The organism is Soonwooa buanensis, from assembly GCF_900167905.1.
Lineage (GTDB): Bacteria > Bacteroidota > Bacteroidia > Flavobacteriales > Weeksellaceae > Soonwooa > Soonwooa buanensis.
Map to the genome: position 1 here is coordinate 638051 of NZ_FUYZ01000001.1, position 18312 is coordinate 656362.

The window sequence follows — 18312 nt, forward strand, 5'->3', positions numbered from 1 at the left end:
ATATCTTTTAATTAAAGTGTCTTTATTTTAACAATAATCGGCATGTCACTGCTTATCTTGTCATTATCACCATAGGATCCAAAAGCTAATGCTGACGGAATAAGAAGTATTGCTTCCGATCCTTTCTTCATGTGTCGAACGGCATCTTCTACAGGTCTTAGGTCATCAAACTTTCCTAATTCTTGATCTTTGATTTGTTTAGCGTTTTCGTATAATTTAACCATATCAAAATCATAGATATCGTAAGTGTAACTGACTTTTTCGCCATCATTTTTCTTCGGTTCCGAAGTTAGGTTTTCAATATCCACCCAATAGTTCATGCCCATTGGATAGTATTTTTTATCCTGACTTTTAATCCATTCTTGTATCTGATGGCGCTCTTCATTATTCAAGTTTTTATTTCTTGTTTTTGAAGCTTCCATCTCGTCATGGCTAACTACAGTTGTCGTGGAGTCGTAGATTGGACTTTGCTTTGCGCAAGAACCCAACATTGCAATACTGATAAGAATTATTTTTTTCATAAATACTGTGCGAAAATAAGAAATTATTAGTCATTTCTTTACATATATGGACACAAAAAAAGTCGGTTAAAACCGACTTTATGATATTTTAAGAGATATTTTAGTATTTTTTATCAACCTTAACTCTCCATCCGAATGGATCTTCAGCGTGGTTAGTTTGGATATCAACCAAAGCTTTTTTAAGGATGAAAGCAAAACTATCTTCGTCTGCCAATGTAGGAAGTGCAAACTTCTCATCACCATAACCAATAGCTTCGAATCTTGTTGTTACAACTGCTGTACCAACGCCCCAAGCTTCTTTTAGACTACCATCTTTAAGTGCTGCAACAACATCAGCTACTTTAACATCACCAACAACTACGTCGATACCGTTACGCTCTGCTAATTGTAAGAAACTATCTCTTGTAACACCATCCAAGATCTTTTCAGAAGTTTTTGGCGTGTAGATTGTGTCATTGATACGTACAAAAACGTTCATCGTTCCACTTTCTTCGAAATATTCGTGTGTTGCATCATCTGTCCAAATTACTTGATCATAACCTTCATCAATTGCTAATTGCGTTGGATAAAAAGAAGCTGCATAATTACCAGCTGCTTTTGCAAAACCAACACCTCCGTTAGCTGAACGAGAATAATAATCTGAAATCTTCACAGATACTGGCGCAGAATAATAACTCTTAGCTGGCGTTGCAACAATCGCAAACATATATTTGTTAGACACTCTAGCTTTTAAAACTTCTTCCGTTGCAAAAACTACTGGACGAATGTATAATGACATACCTTCTCCTTTCGGGATCCATTCTCTATCGATATCAACCAAAGCATTAAGCCCGTCGATAAAAGCTTCTCTTGGGATTTCTGGAATCGCAAGACGCTTTGCTGACTTATTAATTCTTTCAAAATTCTTTTCAGGACGGAATAAGAAGATATCATCGTTTTCGTCTTTGTAAGCCTTCATCCCTTCGAAACAAGCTTGCCCGTAGTTAACCCCCATCATCGCTGGCGTGAAAGGAAGTGGTCCGTAAGGAACTAATTTAACATCACCCCATTTTCCGTTTTCGTACTCACAAATAATCATGTGATCGATAAAAGTATCTCCGAACGAAAAGTTATTAGGATCAAAAGTAGGTAGCTTAGAATTTTCTGTCTTTTGAATTATCATTTTTGAAATTTTTTATGTAGTCTTACAAATATATAATAATTTTTTAAATCTCAAAAATTAAGTTTATATTTGAAAAAAAAGAATATGAATCGCGAAATTATCACGACTCTAGACGGAAGTAAAACACTATATATCAAAGACTTAAACGAAACCTATCATTCTCACAACGGGGCTTTACAAGAAGCAGAACATGTATTTATCAAAAATGGATTAATAAAAATAAATCATTACCAATTTAACATTCTTGAACTAGGATTTGGGACAGGTCTTAACGTTTTAGTAACAATTAATGCATTATTACGAAATGACAAAAATCATATAATTCATTACTTTGGCATCGAAAAATATCCCATTTCCAATGACGAACTTCTTGCCCTAGATTATGCAAAACTTTTTGACAATCCCGAAATTTCTGAAATTGAAAAGAAAATACATGCTGCTAATTGGGGTGAAGCGACAGAAATTATCCCAAACTTTTTTTTAACAAAGATAAAAGCTGATTTCTTTGATATTAAAAACTTAGAACTTCCAAAAATTGATTTGGTGTATTTCGATTGTTTTGGTGCGAAAGTGCAACCTGATCTTTGGGAAAAACCTCTTATCGAAATCGTTGCTAACACAATGAATATAGATGGACTTCTAACAACATATTCTTCTAAAGGCAGTCTGAAACGCGCTTTGAAAGAATTAAACTTCTCAGTACAAAAACTGGCAGGCCCTCCCGGAAAGCGAGAAATGATTAATGCTATTAAACTTTAGTCAACACTTTAATTCAAACTTCCGCAATTCTGTTTTAAATAAAAGACCTATATTTATAAAAGAAAAACTTAACATGATAGACAAGATTAACCTTCGCGTGTACGGAATATGTATAAAAAATAAATCAGTATTGGCTTTACATGAAGAATATGCTGGCGAACATCTTCTTAAACTTCCTGGCGGCGGATTAGAGTTCGGTGAAAGCGTTATCGAATGTTTAAAAAGAGAGTTCAATGAAGAGTTAAATCTTGACATCAAAGTAGTAAGTCATTTCTACACGCAAGAAGATTTTTTGGTTTCGAGGTTTCGAGATAATGAACAGTTAATGACTATATATTATCTGTGCGAAATCATCAACGAAGAAGATATGTTGATTATTGACCCTTGCATCGAGACAGCAGAATGGGTTCCCTTTGACCAAGAAAACCCATTTCCACTACCAATCGACAATATTGTTTTTGAAAAATTAAAACAACAGTATCTATAACTAACTAATTACTATTTTTCCATTTTAAAATCTTGATAACCTGGATAAGGTTGTAGATAACCATAATTCCAGTTACTTATCAAAAGGCTTTCGATAAAATTATCTTCACGATATTTATGCGGATCATAAGGTGTTTTTAGGCTTACATCTGCCATATTCCCTTTAACATTCCACCAGAAAGCACTCCAACCACCACGCAGCTCACGGATAATTTCATATACCGTTTTGCCAGTAGCACGATTCATTAATTTTGCAAATACTTGACCTTCCGTCGTCGTCAAATCGCGCAATTGCTTTTCATATTCGTTCGCCAATTCTTCTTGACGTTTTTTAATATACTTCGCTTTTGATCTTTCGTCCATTGTTGCCGTTTCGTTTTCTAAACCTCGATATTGCTCGAGTGCATGTAGAAATAGCGGATACACACGATTTAGCTTTTTATTTAGAAAAAAATAAAAATTACGATCTAACTGGTTATTAAATTTTGGATTTGCTCTAATTAGCAACTCATCCATCACAATCACTTGCTCCCCATTGATATCATAGATTTTAGCTTTTTGAACTTCATCATAATAATACCAATTCCCGAACTCATCTTTTTTTAGTTTGTCTTTTGGCATTTCGCTTAGCGCTTTAGGAACCTGATTAAGATCAGAATCATTTTGAGCCATTGCATAAGCGCCTACAAAGATGCTTAAAACTAAAAATAACTTATAAAATTTCATTACTTTTACCTCACAATTGGAGTTTGTCAATTATCAAAAATCATTCCTATTATGAAATTTGAAAAAAAATCATTAAAATTTTTACAAGAATATCTTAATGTAGCCTCTCCTACTGGCTACGAACACGCTGGACAAAAAATTTGGACAGACTATATCAAAAACTATGTCGATAAGATAGAATACGATCATTACGGAACCGCTTATGGTATCATAAATCCCGAAGCCGACTTCAAAGTTGTGATTGAAGCGCATGCCGACGAAATCAGCTGGTATGTTAACTATATTACAGATGATGGTTTAATATATGTTATCAGAAATGGTGGATCAGACCAAACCATCGCACCTTCGAAAGTGGTAAATATCCATGGCGAAAAAGGCGTAGTGAAAGGCGTTTTCGGTTGGCCAGCAATCCATACCAGAAGTGCTAATCAAAACGAGCCAACTCCAAAAATCGAAAATATCTTTATCGATTGCGGCGCAACAACCAAACAAGAAGTTGAAGATTTAGGAATTTACGTTGGTTGTATGATTACTTATCCTGATGAGTTTTTTGAATTAAACGATCGTTACTTTGTTTGTCGTGCTTTAGACAACAGAATCGGTGGTTTTATGATTGCCGAAGTTGCTCGTCTTTTAAAAGAGAATAAAAAGAAACTCCCATTTGGACTATACATCACCAATTCAGTACAAGAAGAAGTTGGTCTTTATGGTGCGCAGATGATTGCAGACACTATCAAACCAAATATTGCGATTGTTACAGATGTTACGCACGATACGACAACACCGATGATCGATAAGAAAAAAGAAGGCGACCAAAAATGTGGCGACGGACCAGTCGTTTTCTTTGCGCCGAGTGTTCATCACACGATTAGAGAATTAATTGTTGACACTGCAAAAGGCAAGAAAATTCCTTTCCAACGCGCAGCAGCAAGCAGAGCAACAGGAACGGATACCGATGCTTTCGCACATTCTAATGGCGGCGTACCAAGTGCATTAATTTCTTTGCCTTTGCGTTATATGCATACGACGGTAGAAATGGTTTCTAAAGAAGATGTAAGCAACGTGATTAAATTAATCTACGAAAGCCTTCTGAAAATAAAACCAGACATGAATCTGAAATATCATTAAATAAAATCTAAAACATAAAAAGTAAATCTAATTCGTAAAAATGAAAAATAAATTAATCGCACCATCGCTTTTATCAGCGGATTTTGGAAATCTGCAACGCGACATCGAAATGCTAAATGAAAGTCAAGCAGATTGGTTACACGTTGATGTGATGGATGGTCGCTTTGTACCAAACATTTCTTTTGGTTTTCCTGTGATGAAAACCGTGCAAGAACACGCAAAGAAATTTGTTGACGTTCATTTAATGATTGTTGAACCAGAAAAATATGTGGACGAGTTCATCAACATGGGCGCAGACTTGGTTTCTGTACATTTGGAAGCTTGCACACATCTTCATCGCGTGATCAATCAAATCCAAGATAAAGGCGCAAAAGCAGGTGTTGTTCTTAATCCGGCGACGCCAGTTATTTTATTGGAAGACATTATCAAAGAAGTTGATTTGGTTTTAATAATGAGTGTAAACCCTGGCTTTGGAGGACAAAAATTCATTGAAAACACTTACAAAAAAGTGAAAGAAACCAAAGACATGATTTTGGATAACAACTCAACAGCTTTAATCCAAGTTGATGGCGGTGTTAACCTAGACAACGCTTCTAAATTATTTGGCGCTGGCGCAGATGTTTTGGTTGCGGGGAACGCTGTTTTCGCTTCCGAAAATCCAGCAAAAACCATCGAACTTTTAAAACTTTAATTTTTAATTAAAGTTCTAAACAATAAAAAGCGACACCTTTTGGATGTCGCTTTTATTTTTCTTAAAAAAATTTCTTAGAAAATTTCTCTTCCAGAAAAATGGAATTGCGCTTCGATTAAAGCATTCTCATCAGAGTCTGAACCGTGTACAGCATTTTCTCCAACGCTTCTTGCAAACATCTTTCTGATTGTACCTTCCGCAGCATCAGCAGGGTTAGTCGCACCGATTAATGTTCTGAAATCTTCCACAGCATTATCTTTTTCCAAAACTGCAGCAACGATTGGCCCAGAAGACATAAAATCTACCAACTCACCATAGAAAGGTCTTTCTGAGTGAACTTCGTAGAATTTCTTAGCGTCAGCAATTGTAAGCTGAGTAAGTTTTAAAGCTTTGATCTTGAATCCTGCTTCTGCAATTTTCCCTAAAATAGCACCAATATGTCCATCTGCAACCGCATCTGGCTTAATCATGGTGAATGTAATTTTTCCTGACATTGATTTTTTAATTATATACTGTGCAAATTTACAATTTTTTATATATATTTGTCACTGAATTTCTCAATAAGAGATAGTAATAATTTTTGGCACACAGTTTGCTACTATTATTATGATTCTCATGTTTAATTTGAGTTTTCATGGTTATTAGTTTTTACCCAGCCTCGGCTGGGTTTTTTGTTTTATAATAATTAGCTTAGAAAACCTCATCAACACGATAAAAATTCTTTGGGCGCCATTTCCAGCTGTCACTAGTCGCTTTTTTTGATGTGGTTAATTCTGGATTACTGAGCGGAGTCGAAGTACCAAAACCACCTCAAAAAAGAGCTCCAACATGCCGTTCCATCTGGGGCGCGAACGCGGACAATGCGAAGCATTGAACCAAGTGAGCGCAAAATGGGCACGCCAAAAAAAAAAAACGACTCCTAACCGAATAGAAGTCGCTGTAATCATTTGTTCAGTTAGGAATAAAATACTTTTTTTTATCCGAGGCGTTATTTCAAGAAACGATCTAGAAGATTTTGTGTCGAGAAATTTATAAGAAAAATTCTCGATAAGATTTTTTTAATCTACTCGAACTTACCTTAATTTCCCATCCCAAACTCGGGTTATTATCCCAACTTTGCGTGAGGGCGAAGCGCATTGTTGGAGCTCGTGATGTGAGGCGGCGGAGCGCAGCGGAGCCGTCCGAGCATCACAGCGACTGCGCGGAGACCGACCTGAAGCGCGAACGCGGGCGACGCGCAGCGTCGAACCAAGTGAGCGCAAATGGGCACGCCATAAAAAAGCGACCCCTAACTGAATAGAAGTCGCTGCAATTAATTTACTAACCAAGAATTAGTACCCGAAAATCTCTTCCAAAGTCACCTCTTTGAAGTCGCCCATCTTGTTGATCGCGTCCATATTTAGGTTTTCCTTTTTCCCGATAATTGCGGTGTTGTATTTCAATGGTTTGATTTGTCCGGTGTAGAAATTGGTCAACTCTGGTAGAGTCAAAGACTGAATTTCAGCATACGTGTCTTTTCTGATGTCATAGTTAATGCCCAACTTCGCCAGCGCCAATTGGTTGAAATAAATGTTGGTCCTGTTGATTCTGTTAGATGCAATCTGCTTAAGCGCCGAACCTTTTGCATTCTCGAACTGCGCAGGAATCTGTGGAAGTTCTGCCATCAAATCATTCATCGCGCTAACGGCTTGTGGCAATTTGTTAGCTTGTGTACCAATGTAAGTGGTTACGTAATTCGGGTGATTTAATAAATTGCTTGGCGCATACGAAACGTAAGCTGAATACGCCAAAGACTTACTTTCTCTAATCTCTTGGAAAACAATTGATGATAATCCACGCCCAAAATATTCGTTAAATACATTAATTTTTCCGAAGTCTTTTGTATTAACATTACTCGCTTTCGCTACTTTTGACATTTCGGTTTGTACCATGTCATAGTTCGTGAAATATACATGTCCCGATGTTGCTGGTTCTGGATATTCTTTAGCTTTCGGCGCTGTTAAACTTGCTGTTTGGATGTAAGGTTTAACATCGTTTTTCAAAGATTTTTCGTCTTTTCCGTACAAGAAAACTTCGTAAGGATATTTGTTAAGGTTTTTGATTTTTGACATCAAATCAGCAACCTTAATACTTTCTAAATTCTGCTTAGAAATAACATCGCTGAAACGGCTTTCTTTTCCAAACTTCGCATAGTTGCTCAAAGCAGCCATAATTCTTGTTTTGTCTTTTTTCGCGACTTCGCGACCTTCCAGAATTGTTTTAACCGTTTGGTCATAGATGGCTTGATCCGGCTTAACATCAGAAATCCAGTGGTTAAGAAGTTCTACACCTTTTTTCATGTTGCTTTCTAGACCTGTCAACGTAATGATGATTTGGTCATTCCCAGTTCTGAAACTGTTAGCAATTCCTAATTTATAGAACTCACCTTTTAGTTGCTCAGGCGTATATTTCGACGTTCCTAAATATTGTAAAACCGAAACCGCCAAAGACATTTCCTTGTCATTGTCAGATCCCATTGGATAAACATAACTAACTTGTGCAACTTCATTGTATTTGTTGTCAACAAAGCTGATTTTTTTGTCTTTTATCTTATCCGTTTTTATCGCAGTTTGATAATCAATAAACTGAGGTTTGATATCGCCAACTTTTGCGTTAAGAATATCTTTAAGGAAAGGCGATTGTGCTTCTCTATTAAGTTTAATTGGTGTAATACCTGGATTCTCAACACGAACCAATTTATCATTAACTCCTTTTTCTTTATAGACAATTGCGTAGTTGTCTTTGAAGAAGTCGTTTGCGAATTTAACAACATCTGCTTTAGTAATTTTTTCGTACTCGTTGATGTCGTTTAGTTCATCTTCCCAATTTACATTTTTGATGTACACATTGTAAAGCGTTGTTGCAAGGCCATCCGCAGTCTCCCAACCTTTAAGACGCTGAACCTTCATATCATTGATAATCGCTGGCAACATCCAATCTGGGAAATCTCCTTTTTTAACCAAGTCGATTTGATTCAACAATAGTTTTTTAGCATCTTCCATAGATTGTCCTTCTTTCGGAACAATCGCCATGGTCATATTTCCATAATATTTGAAAGGCGATGCATAAGCATAAGCTCCCAAAGCTTTTTGTTGTTGATTGATGTTAAGGTCAATAAGTCCAGCCTCACCATTGTTACTCAAGATATTGGCAACCATATCAGCAAGACGCGCTTCTTTAGTTCCGTAAGAATCCGTTCTCCAAGCCATTGTTAAACGTGGCGTAGATGGACTTTTTACAGTTCTAGAAACCACCGAAGTCATTGGCGCTTCCACTGGTAATTGCTTTTTCGGAAGTTCTTTGTATTTGAAACTTCCAAAATATTGATCGACTAACTTAATCGTTTTATCGAAATCAATATCGCCTACCAAAACAACCGCCATATTATTAGGCACGTAGTAAGTATCAAAATATTTGTGAATTGCCTCCATAGAAGGATTTTTCAAATGTTCTGACGTACCAATTGTTGTTTGTTGTCCGTTAGGATGTTTCGGGAACAAAGCGTCCATCAATTCATAATTAACCAAACGTCCATCGTTATCTTGTGCACGGTTGTACTCTTCGTAAACGGCTTCCAATTCGGTGTGGAATAATCTTAATACCAATTCTGAGAAACGCTCTTTCTCAACTTTCAACCATTTTTCTAGCTCATTAGACGGAATATTATTTTTATAAACCGTTTCGTCTAGCCAAGTATGTGCATTAGTTCCTGTCGCTCCCAAAGACGAAATCGCTTTGTCATATTCGTTAGCGATCGCATATTTTGAAGCTTCTTGAGAAACCTCATCGATTTTCTTGTAAAGCGCTTTCTTTTTTTCTGGATCTTTCTCAGCTTTATGTTGTTCATAAAGGTCCGAAATCTGCTGTAGCAAAGCTTTTTCCTTTACCCAATCTTGCGTCCCCAACTTTGACGTTCCTTTGAAAACCATGTGCTCCAAATAATGCGCAAGACCTGTATTGTCCGCAGGATCTTGGTTTGAGCCTGTTCTTACAGGGATGTAAATTTGGATACGTGGCGCATCTTCGTTTTTGGCAAGATAGACTTTTAGACCATTTTTAAGAGTATATATTCTAACACCGTTAGCGTCGTTTTTCACGCTGTCATATTGATATCCACTAGGATCTGTAAGGTGTTGAAGTTCGTATTTTTGTGCATTCACTGCTGTCATCATTAATAAAATTGAAACTGTAGTAATTATTTTCTTCATAATAATATTTAAGTTATGTAAAGTTACTCATTTTTTTTGGCGTGTCCCTCGTTTCGCCGAGCCAAAATCCACTACTCAACGAGGGTCGCTACCTCCGCTACTATCTTTTAGTGTGTCGCTCGGACGGCTCCGCTACGCTCCGCCGCCTCGCGCCACCCCAAAAGGATATCCGCTGCCATCGCTCACGCGACTACGCAATGGTAATTGAGTGTAGCCGAAATTACTATTCTAAACAAAAGCGCTTCGACTCCGCTCAGCGACCAACAAAACAGAATCACAATGTCAAATCGTAAATCAAAAGTCGTAAGACGTGAATTAATAAGACGTTTCAGAAACCGAATTTGTTACATAAAACCAAGAATTAATTTAACACCGATAAAAAGCAAAAAGTATTATATTTAATTCGATGAAAAAATAAAAAGATGAAAGTCATTACACTTCTCCGAATTTTAATTCCGATTGTGATACTAAGTTTAGTTTGCTCATGCAACAAAAAACCAGAAACCAAACCAGCGCCAAAAGCTCAAAACATAACTGGCGTTTGGATACTTTCGGGACTTTTGCAAACCAACAATAGCTTTCACGCCGAAAAGGACTGGAAAAATAATCGTGTCACCATCATGAAAAGCGATTCTGCAGAAATATTTTACAACCAAAGATCTGATTTGTACACCAAACTGGATTTGAAAGCCAACAATCAATTCACGACACAACTTTTTGATATCAAAACAGATTCTGCCTTTGACAAAGCAATTTCCGGAACTTGGAAGCTCGAAAACAACCAACTAAAACTCTCTGCTAAAGCCACAAAAGAACAAGCTAATCTCGAACAAATCTTCGATGTAACAGACTATAACGATAAAGTTTTAAAACTAAAAATTATCAAAGAAGTAACTTCGGAAGTTAGCAAAAGCAATCCAAATTATGATCTTGCTGATCGACAAAAGAAGTTCGACAACATCATTAAAGAGATTGGCATTAATCAAAACGATTTGACAACAAAAGATCTAGAATACAGCTCCGATTTTTGGACCGTTAATAATTTCAATGACCATCAAGTTCTTACTCGACGTATTGGGCAAGATGAAGATATTTCCAAATACTCGCAAGATCTACAAAGCTTAATCTACGGATTTCCTTGGGATTATCTACCTTACTATGAACCCATATTTGAAAATCGTAGTGGTCGATTTAGCTTTCTGCCAAAGTCCAAACTCGATATCGAATATCAAATAGACGGTTCGGCTTCGGGTTGGTGCGGAACGCCCGCGCAAGGGCATTATTTCGGGACTTATCATTATGACAAAGCTAACAAGCTTATGGAAATTAGTTTTACAGAACCGAAAATTCCACAAGAAGTCCAAAGGACTTTCCCGTACAGAAATAAAAGCCAAAAATATCAAATCCTCGCCAAGAACGACTATGTGATGATTTGGAAGAAGTTGTAGTTTTGAAAACTTATATTAGCTTGTTCTTTTATTTAAAAAAAATTCATGAAAGTTATTCTCACATTCTTAATTCTTATTGCTATTGCAGTCTCCTTACAATTGTTAGTAGATTATCTCACTTTTGGGGTTTTCCTAAGTAGTTTTATAACACCCTCAACAATCACATTATTAGTATTCTGCGTATTTTTATTCAGTAAAAACAATACCAGCGAAAAAAAAATATTTAAGCTAACAAGTATCGCTTGTGGAGCCATAACTTTGGTATGGATAATTCTATTTAATTTACTTTATTATTACGGAAAAGGATGGAATCATTGAAATCAAACAGCGGCTTGAAAGACCGACAGAATATCATCAATTTGGTTTTAGGACTTATACTTTTAGCAATTGTTGCGACATTACTTTATTTGAAAAATGAAAACAGAGATTTCGAAAAATACAATTGGAGCGCTATAATCTATACAAGTGGTTTGTATGACGGAACAACCAAAAAAGCGGCAACTTCAGAAAAATCTGATACCACAGAAAACAATATCGAATTGCTGAAATTTCATTTTTATAACACCGAAGAAGTATCGTCAAGTTTACTTTGGGACAAAAACTTTTATGGAGATATCCTCAATAGTAAGGCTCAAAACCAAATAAACTCAGATGCTATTTTTGGACTCTACCCGAATCATGCAAACATAAGTTACTTTTCTTACAATGACAATGCTTTTTATCAACTTGACCAAACACTAGATTATGCGAAAATTAAAAAGATTGCAAGAAAATATAGATACAATAGAGAAAGCGAAATTTCTTTTTTTGTGGATATTTTAAGTCATAATAAAGTCATTTTATTCCTCGGAGTCAATGGTGACGAAGATAACGGCATAGAACTTATAGATACACTAACATCTACTAAAATAAAGGAAAACTGGGCAATCCTGAAACAAAATGCACCATCAAGGAAGAATATTAGAAATCTAGAAAGTCTACAAGAGTTAGTATTATCAAAAAAATATTGGGGCGTCCATCTCGAGCTTCCTAAAGATGCAGATTTGGAAAGTATTAGCATGACAGGATTTGATAATTCGGAAATTAAAGATATCGTATCTAGCGACCTTGTTATGCCTTTCAAAAGTCGAAAACTTCCGAAAAGCATTCTTATCACTTGGATTTCCAATGATAAAACTTATAGTCTTAATTATGAAATTGACGGACAATCATTATTAGATGCTTTTAAAACTTTAAGTCTCAATACTAACGAAGCTAATATTAATTTGAGTATTATTATTCCGAATAATAATAAACCAGCTTCTTTATTCCTAAAACAGGCTGGCAACAACATCCAAATAAAAACCACCAACGAAGCCATTCCTGAGAAAAAATAAAAAAGCTGCTTCCGAAGAAACAGCTTCTTATTTTTTGTTTTTATAGTTGATTATTCAACTATTTTTTGAGATTTTTTGTTCTTGTAAAACCATCCAATACCTAACAAACTGAGAATCGCAAAAATGCCAACACTCGCATACGAGAACATTTTACCTTTTTCGATAACTTCTGGCTCGAATTTCATACTGATTTGGTGCTTGCCCGCAGGAACATAAACCGCTCTCAGAAGGTAATTGGCTTTGATGTATGGCACCTCGCTCCCATCGATCATCACCTTCCAACCATGCGGATAATAGACTTCTGAGAAAACCGCCAACTGAGGTGTTTTGGTCTGCGCTTCGAACTCTAAAGCGTTGGCTTCATAAGTTTTTAACTGGATAAAAGCCGTCGAATCTGCTTGTAAATTTTTACCATTAAGATAAGCTTGATCTTCTTTTCCGATGATTGCAATCTTTTTGGTATCCATATCGCCAATCGATTTTAATTCTTCGTTTGGAGAATTTGCGACTTTGATGTCCGACACAAACCACGCATTACCGTTGGCATCTGGATTTGGATAACTGATTGGCTGATTTTGGTCACCACCAACAAAGTATTTTGCGTTCAACATATTAAGAACACGCGGCATTCTGATGCTATCTGTTTGATAAAAATAGGCATTGATCAAGTCATCGTAACGTCTTAATTTAACCGCGTGATAACCGCCGACAGAAGATTTGAAATACGATGTATTGGTTTCGCTAAACGTCCCCAAAGTTGTATTGAAAATTCTGAAATGTGATTGATCTTTTGCTGCAATCGTTTCTAAAACTTTATTGACTTTATCTTGTTGCAAAAGTCCTTGGATATAAGGATTATCGCCCGCTTTTTCCATTAGATATTCCGAATTTTCGGTTTGGAAAGGATTTTGAGCAAATGTCTTATCAGCGAAGTTTCCATCATTTAGATAACGTTTGTTAACCGTCCACAGATCGAAGAAACTTACCAATCCAATAATAATTAAAGTGACATTAACCGCCAATTTCTTTTTGAAACTTAAATACATTGCTCCAGCTGTTATAGCGACATAAAGCATAGCTTTAAGCGCGTCTGTTTGGAACATTTTGAAACGTTCGTCAACCAAATAACTTAATAAATCTGGTTGTAAATATACTTTTTCATTATCGGTATGGAATCCTAAAATTGCCTTACCTGCAAATAACAAAATTAAAGTTACGCCCAAAACGCCTCCAGTCGTATACATTAAGACTTTTTGTTTGTATTCGTCAGTTAGTTTTTCATCGGTGAAGAATCGATACAAACCAACAATTGCAATTAACGGGAACAATAATTCGACAACGACTAATATCGAAGACGGTGCACGGAATTTATTATACATCGGAACATAGTCGATAAATAAATCTGTCAAGAATCCAAAGTTACTTCCCCAAGCTAATAAAATGGTTAAAATGGAAGCGCCAAGAATCCAATATCTATACTTTTTCCAAGCGAAGAAAAAACCTAGTAATGCTAAGAAACAAACAACTGCTCCTTGATATGCGGGACCAGAAGTTCCTGGTTGATCGCCCCAATAAGTTGGACTTACAAAACCTTTCATAAATTGATTATGTTGTGCTTCGCTTGTCACGTTAGCTTGATACCATTCTTGGATGTAAGCCATCACCTTGTCCGAGCCTTCTTCTTGACTTGCACCTCCCATTAATCTTGGGATAAATAAGTTCAAGGTTTCTAGTTTACCATAACTCCAAGCTGTGATGCTTTCGCGATCCATACCAGATTTTCCAGAAGTATGTCTGTCAGAATCTAAGATTTGTTTTCCTCTAACCGTTTCTTTTACATACTCTGCATTGGCCATAATACGTTGTGAATTCATCCCAACACCTAGCACAAACGCCAAAGCTAAAACGCCGGAAGAAATCCCAAAATGCTTCCACGTAATCTTATGTTGGTACGCTCTCACCAATTCTGAAAGGAATAAAAATCCTAAAGCCAAAAACAAATAATAGGTCATTTGTGGGTGATTCGCACTGACTTGTAAGCCCATAAAAATGGACGTCACAATAAAGCCTAACAAATATTTTTTGCGAACATAGACTAATAAAATCCCTGCCAAAAGAGGTGCAAAATAAGCGATGGTGTGGACTTTACCGTTATGCCCAGCCGCAATAATAATATAAAAATAGGTTGACAATCCGAAGAAAGTTGCTCCCAAAAGTGCATATTTCCAGTTGCGTGTTGCCACAATTCCTAAAAAGAAAAAGCCTGCAAACAGCAAAAATATATAGTTAGCTGGCTTTGGCAAAAACATAAAAACATCATCTAACTTTTTGATGACATCTCCACGAAACTGTGCTCCGGTTTGATAAGTTGGCATTCCACCAAACATCGCATCACTCCAATAGGTTTCTTGTCCATGCTCGGCGCGATAGTCCAATAATTCTTTTGCACCTCCTTTATAATGCACAATATCAGGCTGAATCATCTCCTTGCCTGACATTATTGGGTTTGCATACAATACAGCAATTAGCACAAAAATAACGAGACTAACCGCCGCAAAAATCAAATTCTTATTCTTCATATATAATTTGAAATTGGTCGTTGTTTTTTATTTCTTTTCTTCTTTTACTTCTTCAAAATCTACGGTTTCGGCGTCCCAATTTACTTTTTCTTTTAGCTTTTTCTCTTCGCGATTCGATTGCTGATTTTGCTGTTGATTACGAGGATTGAGCGTTGGAAAATTTTTGTAAAATGAATTAAAAAAAATCCTTTTTAAAATATTCCATACAAAGAAAAATATAATGGTTCCTAAAACCAATTCTATTACAAACTTCATAATATTAAAAAATACACATTTAACTTTACTAAAAAAGACCAAGCCTAAGCTTGGTCAAACTTACTTATATGAAGGATTAATGATAATTGACGATGTAGAAGTCTGCGACATGCTTTGACTTTTCTTACCGTCAGAGATCGATTCCTTTTGATTGGTTTTAATGCTGATATTCTCATGCAAGATCCAACCCGTATTACTATCAAAAATAATTTTCCCTGTTTGCGAGCCGCCCAAAGACATCGTATGTGTAATACCTTCTTTAGACTGTTTGTCCGATTTTGTTGGGATACTTCCGTTGACCGAAATCTCCGCCTTACCGCCTTCAACTTTTGTTAAAGCGTAAGTTGATGTTAACTTCAAATCACCACCCGGAATAATATCTTCCGAAGTCGTCCACTTCTCTCCTATTTTAACACCTTTTGAAGGAATTATTTTAAGATTCTTCTCAAATTGTTCCTTAATGGTCGCTTCGTTAAATCCTTTTTTGAAATTGCCAACAATCTCTGTACGTTGCTTCGCATCTTTAACGAGACCAGACAAAGCCGTCGAAATTTTAGTATAAATTGGATCAAAACCTGTCACCGAAATTATTTTTCCGTTAACATCCATTTTCATTGCCAGTTTATTTCCTGTAATCGCTTTGTTAATCGTGTACATACCTTTTAGTTGCTCCTCTTTTGGGGCAGCAGCTTTGGTATCAGATATAACAGTTTTTCCGTTAGCACTTGTGCTATTTCTTTTCGCTACAAGATTAACCGAAAGATCGTAAACATTATCTTTAAAATCGTTAACCGTAACTGTCATCTCGTCTGTAGATTCTGATGTACCAGAAACCGCTTTACCATCAGGTGTTGACACATTTTGAATGTCTCTTTGGTATGCTATTAATGGATAAGTTTTTCCTTTTTCTAAATAGAATTTTTGTTTAAAAATCCCTGCGCTATCAACAATCGCAACTTTTACTTCCTCCTCTGCTGGCACTTCCACAGTCACTGTTTCAGTTTTTCCTGTTTCTGGATTAACTTTAGTAATTGTTTTAGTATTTTCTTTTTTACAAGCTACTAGTGCAACTGTAAACAAAGCTATTCCTAATATCTTTTTCATCAATTTATTTTTTGAACTAAATAAAGTTCGTGTTTATAATGTTTTTGTTAATTTTTGTCTCATTGCTTCGTACAACATGGCGCCACAAGCAACCGAAACATTTAGCGACTGTGTTTTCCCTTCAATCGGAAGTTTAATTTTTTCATCGCTATGATGCAGAACTTCTTTCGAAATTCCTGTTTCTTCGTTACCCATTACAATTGCGCAAGGTTCTGTAAAGTCTACGTCGTAAAGCAATTTCTGAGCCTTTTCTGTAGCTGCAAATACTGCGACACCGCTTTGTTGCAGATAATCAACTGCATGCGCAAGATTTTTTTCTTTACAAATTTTAATATTGTATATCGCACCAGCCGAAGTTTTGATCGCATCCGAATTAATCGGCGCTGCACCTTTTTCAGGAATAACAACCGCATCAACGCCCACACATTCTGCAGTTCTACAGATTGCTCCGAAATTTCTAACGTCAGTTAATCTGTCCAAAATCAAAATAAATGGCACTCTTCCCTCTTCAAAAATTTGAGGTAAAACATCTTCGATACTATGGAAAGGAACATCCGAAATAAAAGCAACAACACCTTGGTGATTTTTTCTCGTAAAACGGTTTAATTTTTCGATTGGGACATAATTAGGACGAATTTTATGCTTCGCTAACAATGTTTTTAGTTCTGCATAAATTGGACCTTGCAAAGCATTTTGTACAAAAACTTTATCAATCGTTTTGCCCGCTTCGATGGCTTCTATCACTGGCCTTAGCCCAAATATAAAATCGTCTTTCATTTAATAATAAATAGTTTTTTAATCAATAACAAACACTTTGTATTCGTCATTTTCTGTATTGAATCCGAGTTCTTTTACACGGCGTAATTCTTCAAAATCTCTGGTTGGAAAATTGTCGTCAAATTGTTTTGTAACAAAGAATTTCCCTTTAAGTTTAACAGGAATTTTCTTCACAAATTTATCTCGAACATCTTCCGAAAAATCTGGCCCTAATTTCTTTTTTGAGTCTACATAGAAGCAATATTCTATCAACTCGTTAGTATTACCATACTTTTTAAAATCCTCCAATCTAACAAAATTCGGAAGTTTTTTATCCGGCCAAGTCAAATAGATTACTTCTAGCGTTTCGTTCTTTTTACCAAGTGCTTGATAATATTTAAAACGTTCTGGCGTCTTCTCTTTTTTACTCACAATCGTCCATGATTGGCTGCTCAGCATCAAAAAAAACATTGTAAAAATATAAAGAATCGCCCTCATAGTTTTAGCTTAATCTTTCACCAAGAACTGCACGTTTTTGCGCCAAAATATAACCGTAATGCAAACTTTCGTGCATGTTGTTAAATATAATCGCATCTTGAATTGTTTTTAGATCAATGCCAAAACTTGTTGAATATGGCGTGTAATCTGTGAAAAATTCGGCGTCATAATCTTTCATCAAAACTTTTGAAGTTTCAATTAAAAGAAATGACAAATCTTCCATTTCTGTGTTTTCCACATCCATCTTTGCAAAAGTCCCTTTTTTATATTGTTCTACCCAATATTTATCAATACGGAAAGCATTACCACTCAAATAATAATGCAACAGTTGTTGTGTTGCCACGCAATGCGCAATATTCCAATAGATATTATTGTTAAAACCATCGGGGATCAATAATAAATCTTCCTTTGGCGTGTTTTGTAATATTTCTAAAAGGTTTTTTCTAACCTGACGATGCGCCGAAAAATGATAATTCATTTTAAGTCAATTTTTTAAATTTCAAAATTACTTCAATTATACGAATGTGACAAATGAGAAGCATCTAAAAACAAAGGATTTACACCTGTATTTTAACA

17 protein-coding genes are annotated in these 18312 nt (G+C 36.0%); 6 read left to right on the forward strand and 11 right to left on the reverse strand.

All coding sequences use genetic code 11. From position 1 onward, the window contains the following. Positions 1-11: 11 nt before the first annotated feature. Together B5X62_RS03010 and B5X62_RS03015 are read right to left on the reverse strand one after the other, a co-directional pair. A complete protein-coding gene (locus tag B5X62_RS03010) occupies positions 12-521 on the reverse strand; it encodes an FKBP-type peptidyl-prolyl cis-trans isomerase (protein ID WP_079665889.1) in 510 nt (169 codons plus the stop codon). Positions 522-621: 100 nt separating this feature from the next. After that, positions 622-1683 carry a branched-chain amino acid aminotransferase gene (locus tag B5X62_RS03015; RefSeq protein WP_079665890.1) on the reverse strand — a complete coding sequence of 354 codons (1062 nt, stop codon included), beginning with the start codon at positions 1681-1683 and terminating at the stop codon, positions 622-624. Positions 1684-1767: 84 nt separating this feature from the next. On the opposite strand from B5X62_RS03015, the gene mnmD reads away from it, so the two are divergent. Both mnmD and B5X62_RS03025 read left to right on the forward strand, forming a co-directional pair. Continuing rightward, positions 1768-2442, forward strand: coding sequence for a tRNA (5-methylaminomethyl-2-thiouridine)(34)-methyltransferase MnmC2 (mnmD, locus tag B5X62_RS03020; protein WP_079665891.1), 675 nt, complete (start codon positions 1768-1770; stop codon positions 2440-2442). 73 nt (positions 2443-2515) lie between these two features. Then, positions 2516-2929 (forward strand): NUDIX domain-containing protein, encoded by a 414-nt coding sequence (locus tag B5X62_RS03025; RefSeq protein WP_079665892.1) that lies wholly within the window; start codon positions 2516-2518, stop codon positions 2927-2929. Between the two features lie 11 nt (positions 2930-2940). On the opposite strand, the gene B5X62_RS03030 is transcribed toward B5X62_RS03025, so the two are convergent. Further along, a complete protein-coding gene (locus B5X62_RS03030; RefSeq protein ID WP_079665893.1) occupies positions 2941-3654 on the reverse strand; it encodes a DUF4294 domain-containing protein in 714 nt (237 codons plus the stop codon). 51 nt (positions 3655-3705) lie between these two features. On the opposite strand from B5X62_RS03030, the gene B5X62_RS03035 reads away from it, so the two are divergent. After that, positions 3706-4782, forward strand: a complete 1077-nt coding sequence (locus tag B5X62_RS03035; protein ID WP_079665894.1) for a M28 family peptidase — start codon at positions 3706-3708, stop codon at positions 4780-4782. Between the two features lie 40 nt (positions 4783-4822). Next, positions 4823-5473 carry a ribulose-phosphate 3-epimerase gene (rpe, locus tag B5X62_RS03040; RefSeq protein WP_079665895.1) on the forward strand — a complete coding sequence of 217 codons (651 nt, stop codon included), beginning with the start codon at positions 4823-4825 and terminating at the stop codon, positions 5471-5473. Positions 5474-5547: 74 nt separating this feature from the next. Here rpe and B5X62_RS03045 read toward each other — a convergent pair whose 3' ends face one another. Continuing rightward, positions 5548-5967 (reverse strand): nucleoside-diphosphate kinase, encoded by a 420-nt coding sequence (locus B5X62_RS03045; protein ID WP_079665896.1) that lies wholly within the window; start codon positions 5965-5967, stop codon positions 5548-5550. Between the two features lie 837 nt (positions 5968-6804). Beyond that, positions 6805-9720, reverse strand: a complete 2916-nt coding sequence (locus tag B5X62_RS03050; protein ID WP_079665897.1) for a M16 family metallopeptidase — start codon at positions 9718-9720, stop codon at positions 6805-6807. 422 nt (positions 9721-10142) lie between these two features. On the opposite strand from B5X62_RS03050, the gene B5X62_RS03055 reads away from it, so the two are divergent. Together B5X62_RS03055 and B5X62_RS03065 are read left to right on the forward strand one after the other, a co-directional pair. Then, the gene (locus B5X62_RS03055) at positions 10143-11168 is read left to right on the forward strand and encodes a DUF5004 domain-containing protein (RefSeq protein ID WP_079665898.1); all 1026 of its coding nucleotides are present in this window, start codon (positions 10143-10145) and stop codon (positions 11166-11168) included. Positions 11169-11473: 305 nt separating this feature from the next. Further along, on the forward strand, positions 11474-12544 hold the full coding sequence (locus B5X62_RS03065; RefSeq protein ID WP_079665900.1) for a hypothetical protein: 1071 nt from the start codon (positions 11474-11476) through the stop codon (positions 12542-12544). Positions 12545-12594: 50 nt separating this feature from the next. Here the strand turns inward: B5X62_RS03065 and B5X62_RS03070 are convergent, their stop codons facing one another. From B5X62_RS03070 to B5X62_RS03095, 6 genes are read right to left on the reverse strand one after another with little or no spacing between them, the layout of a single operon-like run. Then, positions 12595-15123, reverse strand: coding sequence for a YfhO family protein (locus B5X62_RS03070; protein WP_079665901.1), 2529 nt, complete (start codon positions 15121-15123; stop codon positions 12595-12597). 27 nt (positions 15124-15150) lie between these two features. After that, entirely contained in the window at positions 15151-15378 is a 228-nt protein-coding gene (locus tag B5X62_RS03075) for a hypothetical protein (RefSeq protein WP_185116706.1), read from the reverse strand. A 60-nt stretch (positions 15379-15438) separates the two neighbouring features. Next, a complete protein-coding gene (locus B5X62_RS03080; RefSeq protein ID WP_245797127.1) occupies positions 15439-16482 on the reverse strand; it encodes a DUF6263 family protein in 1044 nt (347 codons plus the stop codon). 33 nt (positions 16483-16515) lie between these two features. Continuing rightward, the gene (gene rlmB / locus B5X62_RS03085; RefSeq protein ID WP_079665903.1) at positions 16516-17259 is read right to left on the reverse strand and encodes a 23S rRNA (guanosine(2251)-2'-O)-methyltransferase RlmB; all 744 of its coding nucleotides are present in this window, start codon (positions 17257-17259) and stop codon (positions 16516-16518) included. Between the two features lie 18 nt (positions 17260-17277). Next, positions 17278-17697, reverse strand: a complete 420-nt coding sequence (locus B5X62_RS03090) for a hypothetical protein (protein ID WP_144038281.1) — start codon at positions 17695-17697, stop codon at positions 17278-17280. A 43-nt stretch (positions 17698-17740) separates the two neighbouring features. Beyond that, complete coding sequence (locus B5X62_RS03095; protein WP_079665905.1) at positions 17741-18214, reverse strand: DinB family protein; 474 nt, start codon at positions 18212-18214, stop codon at positions 17741-17743. Between the last annotated feature and the right edge of the window lie 98 nt (positions 18215-18312).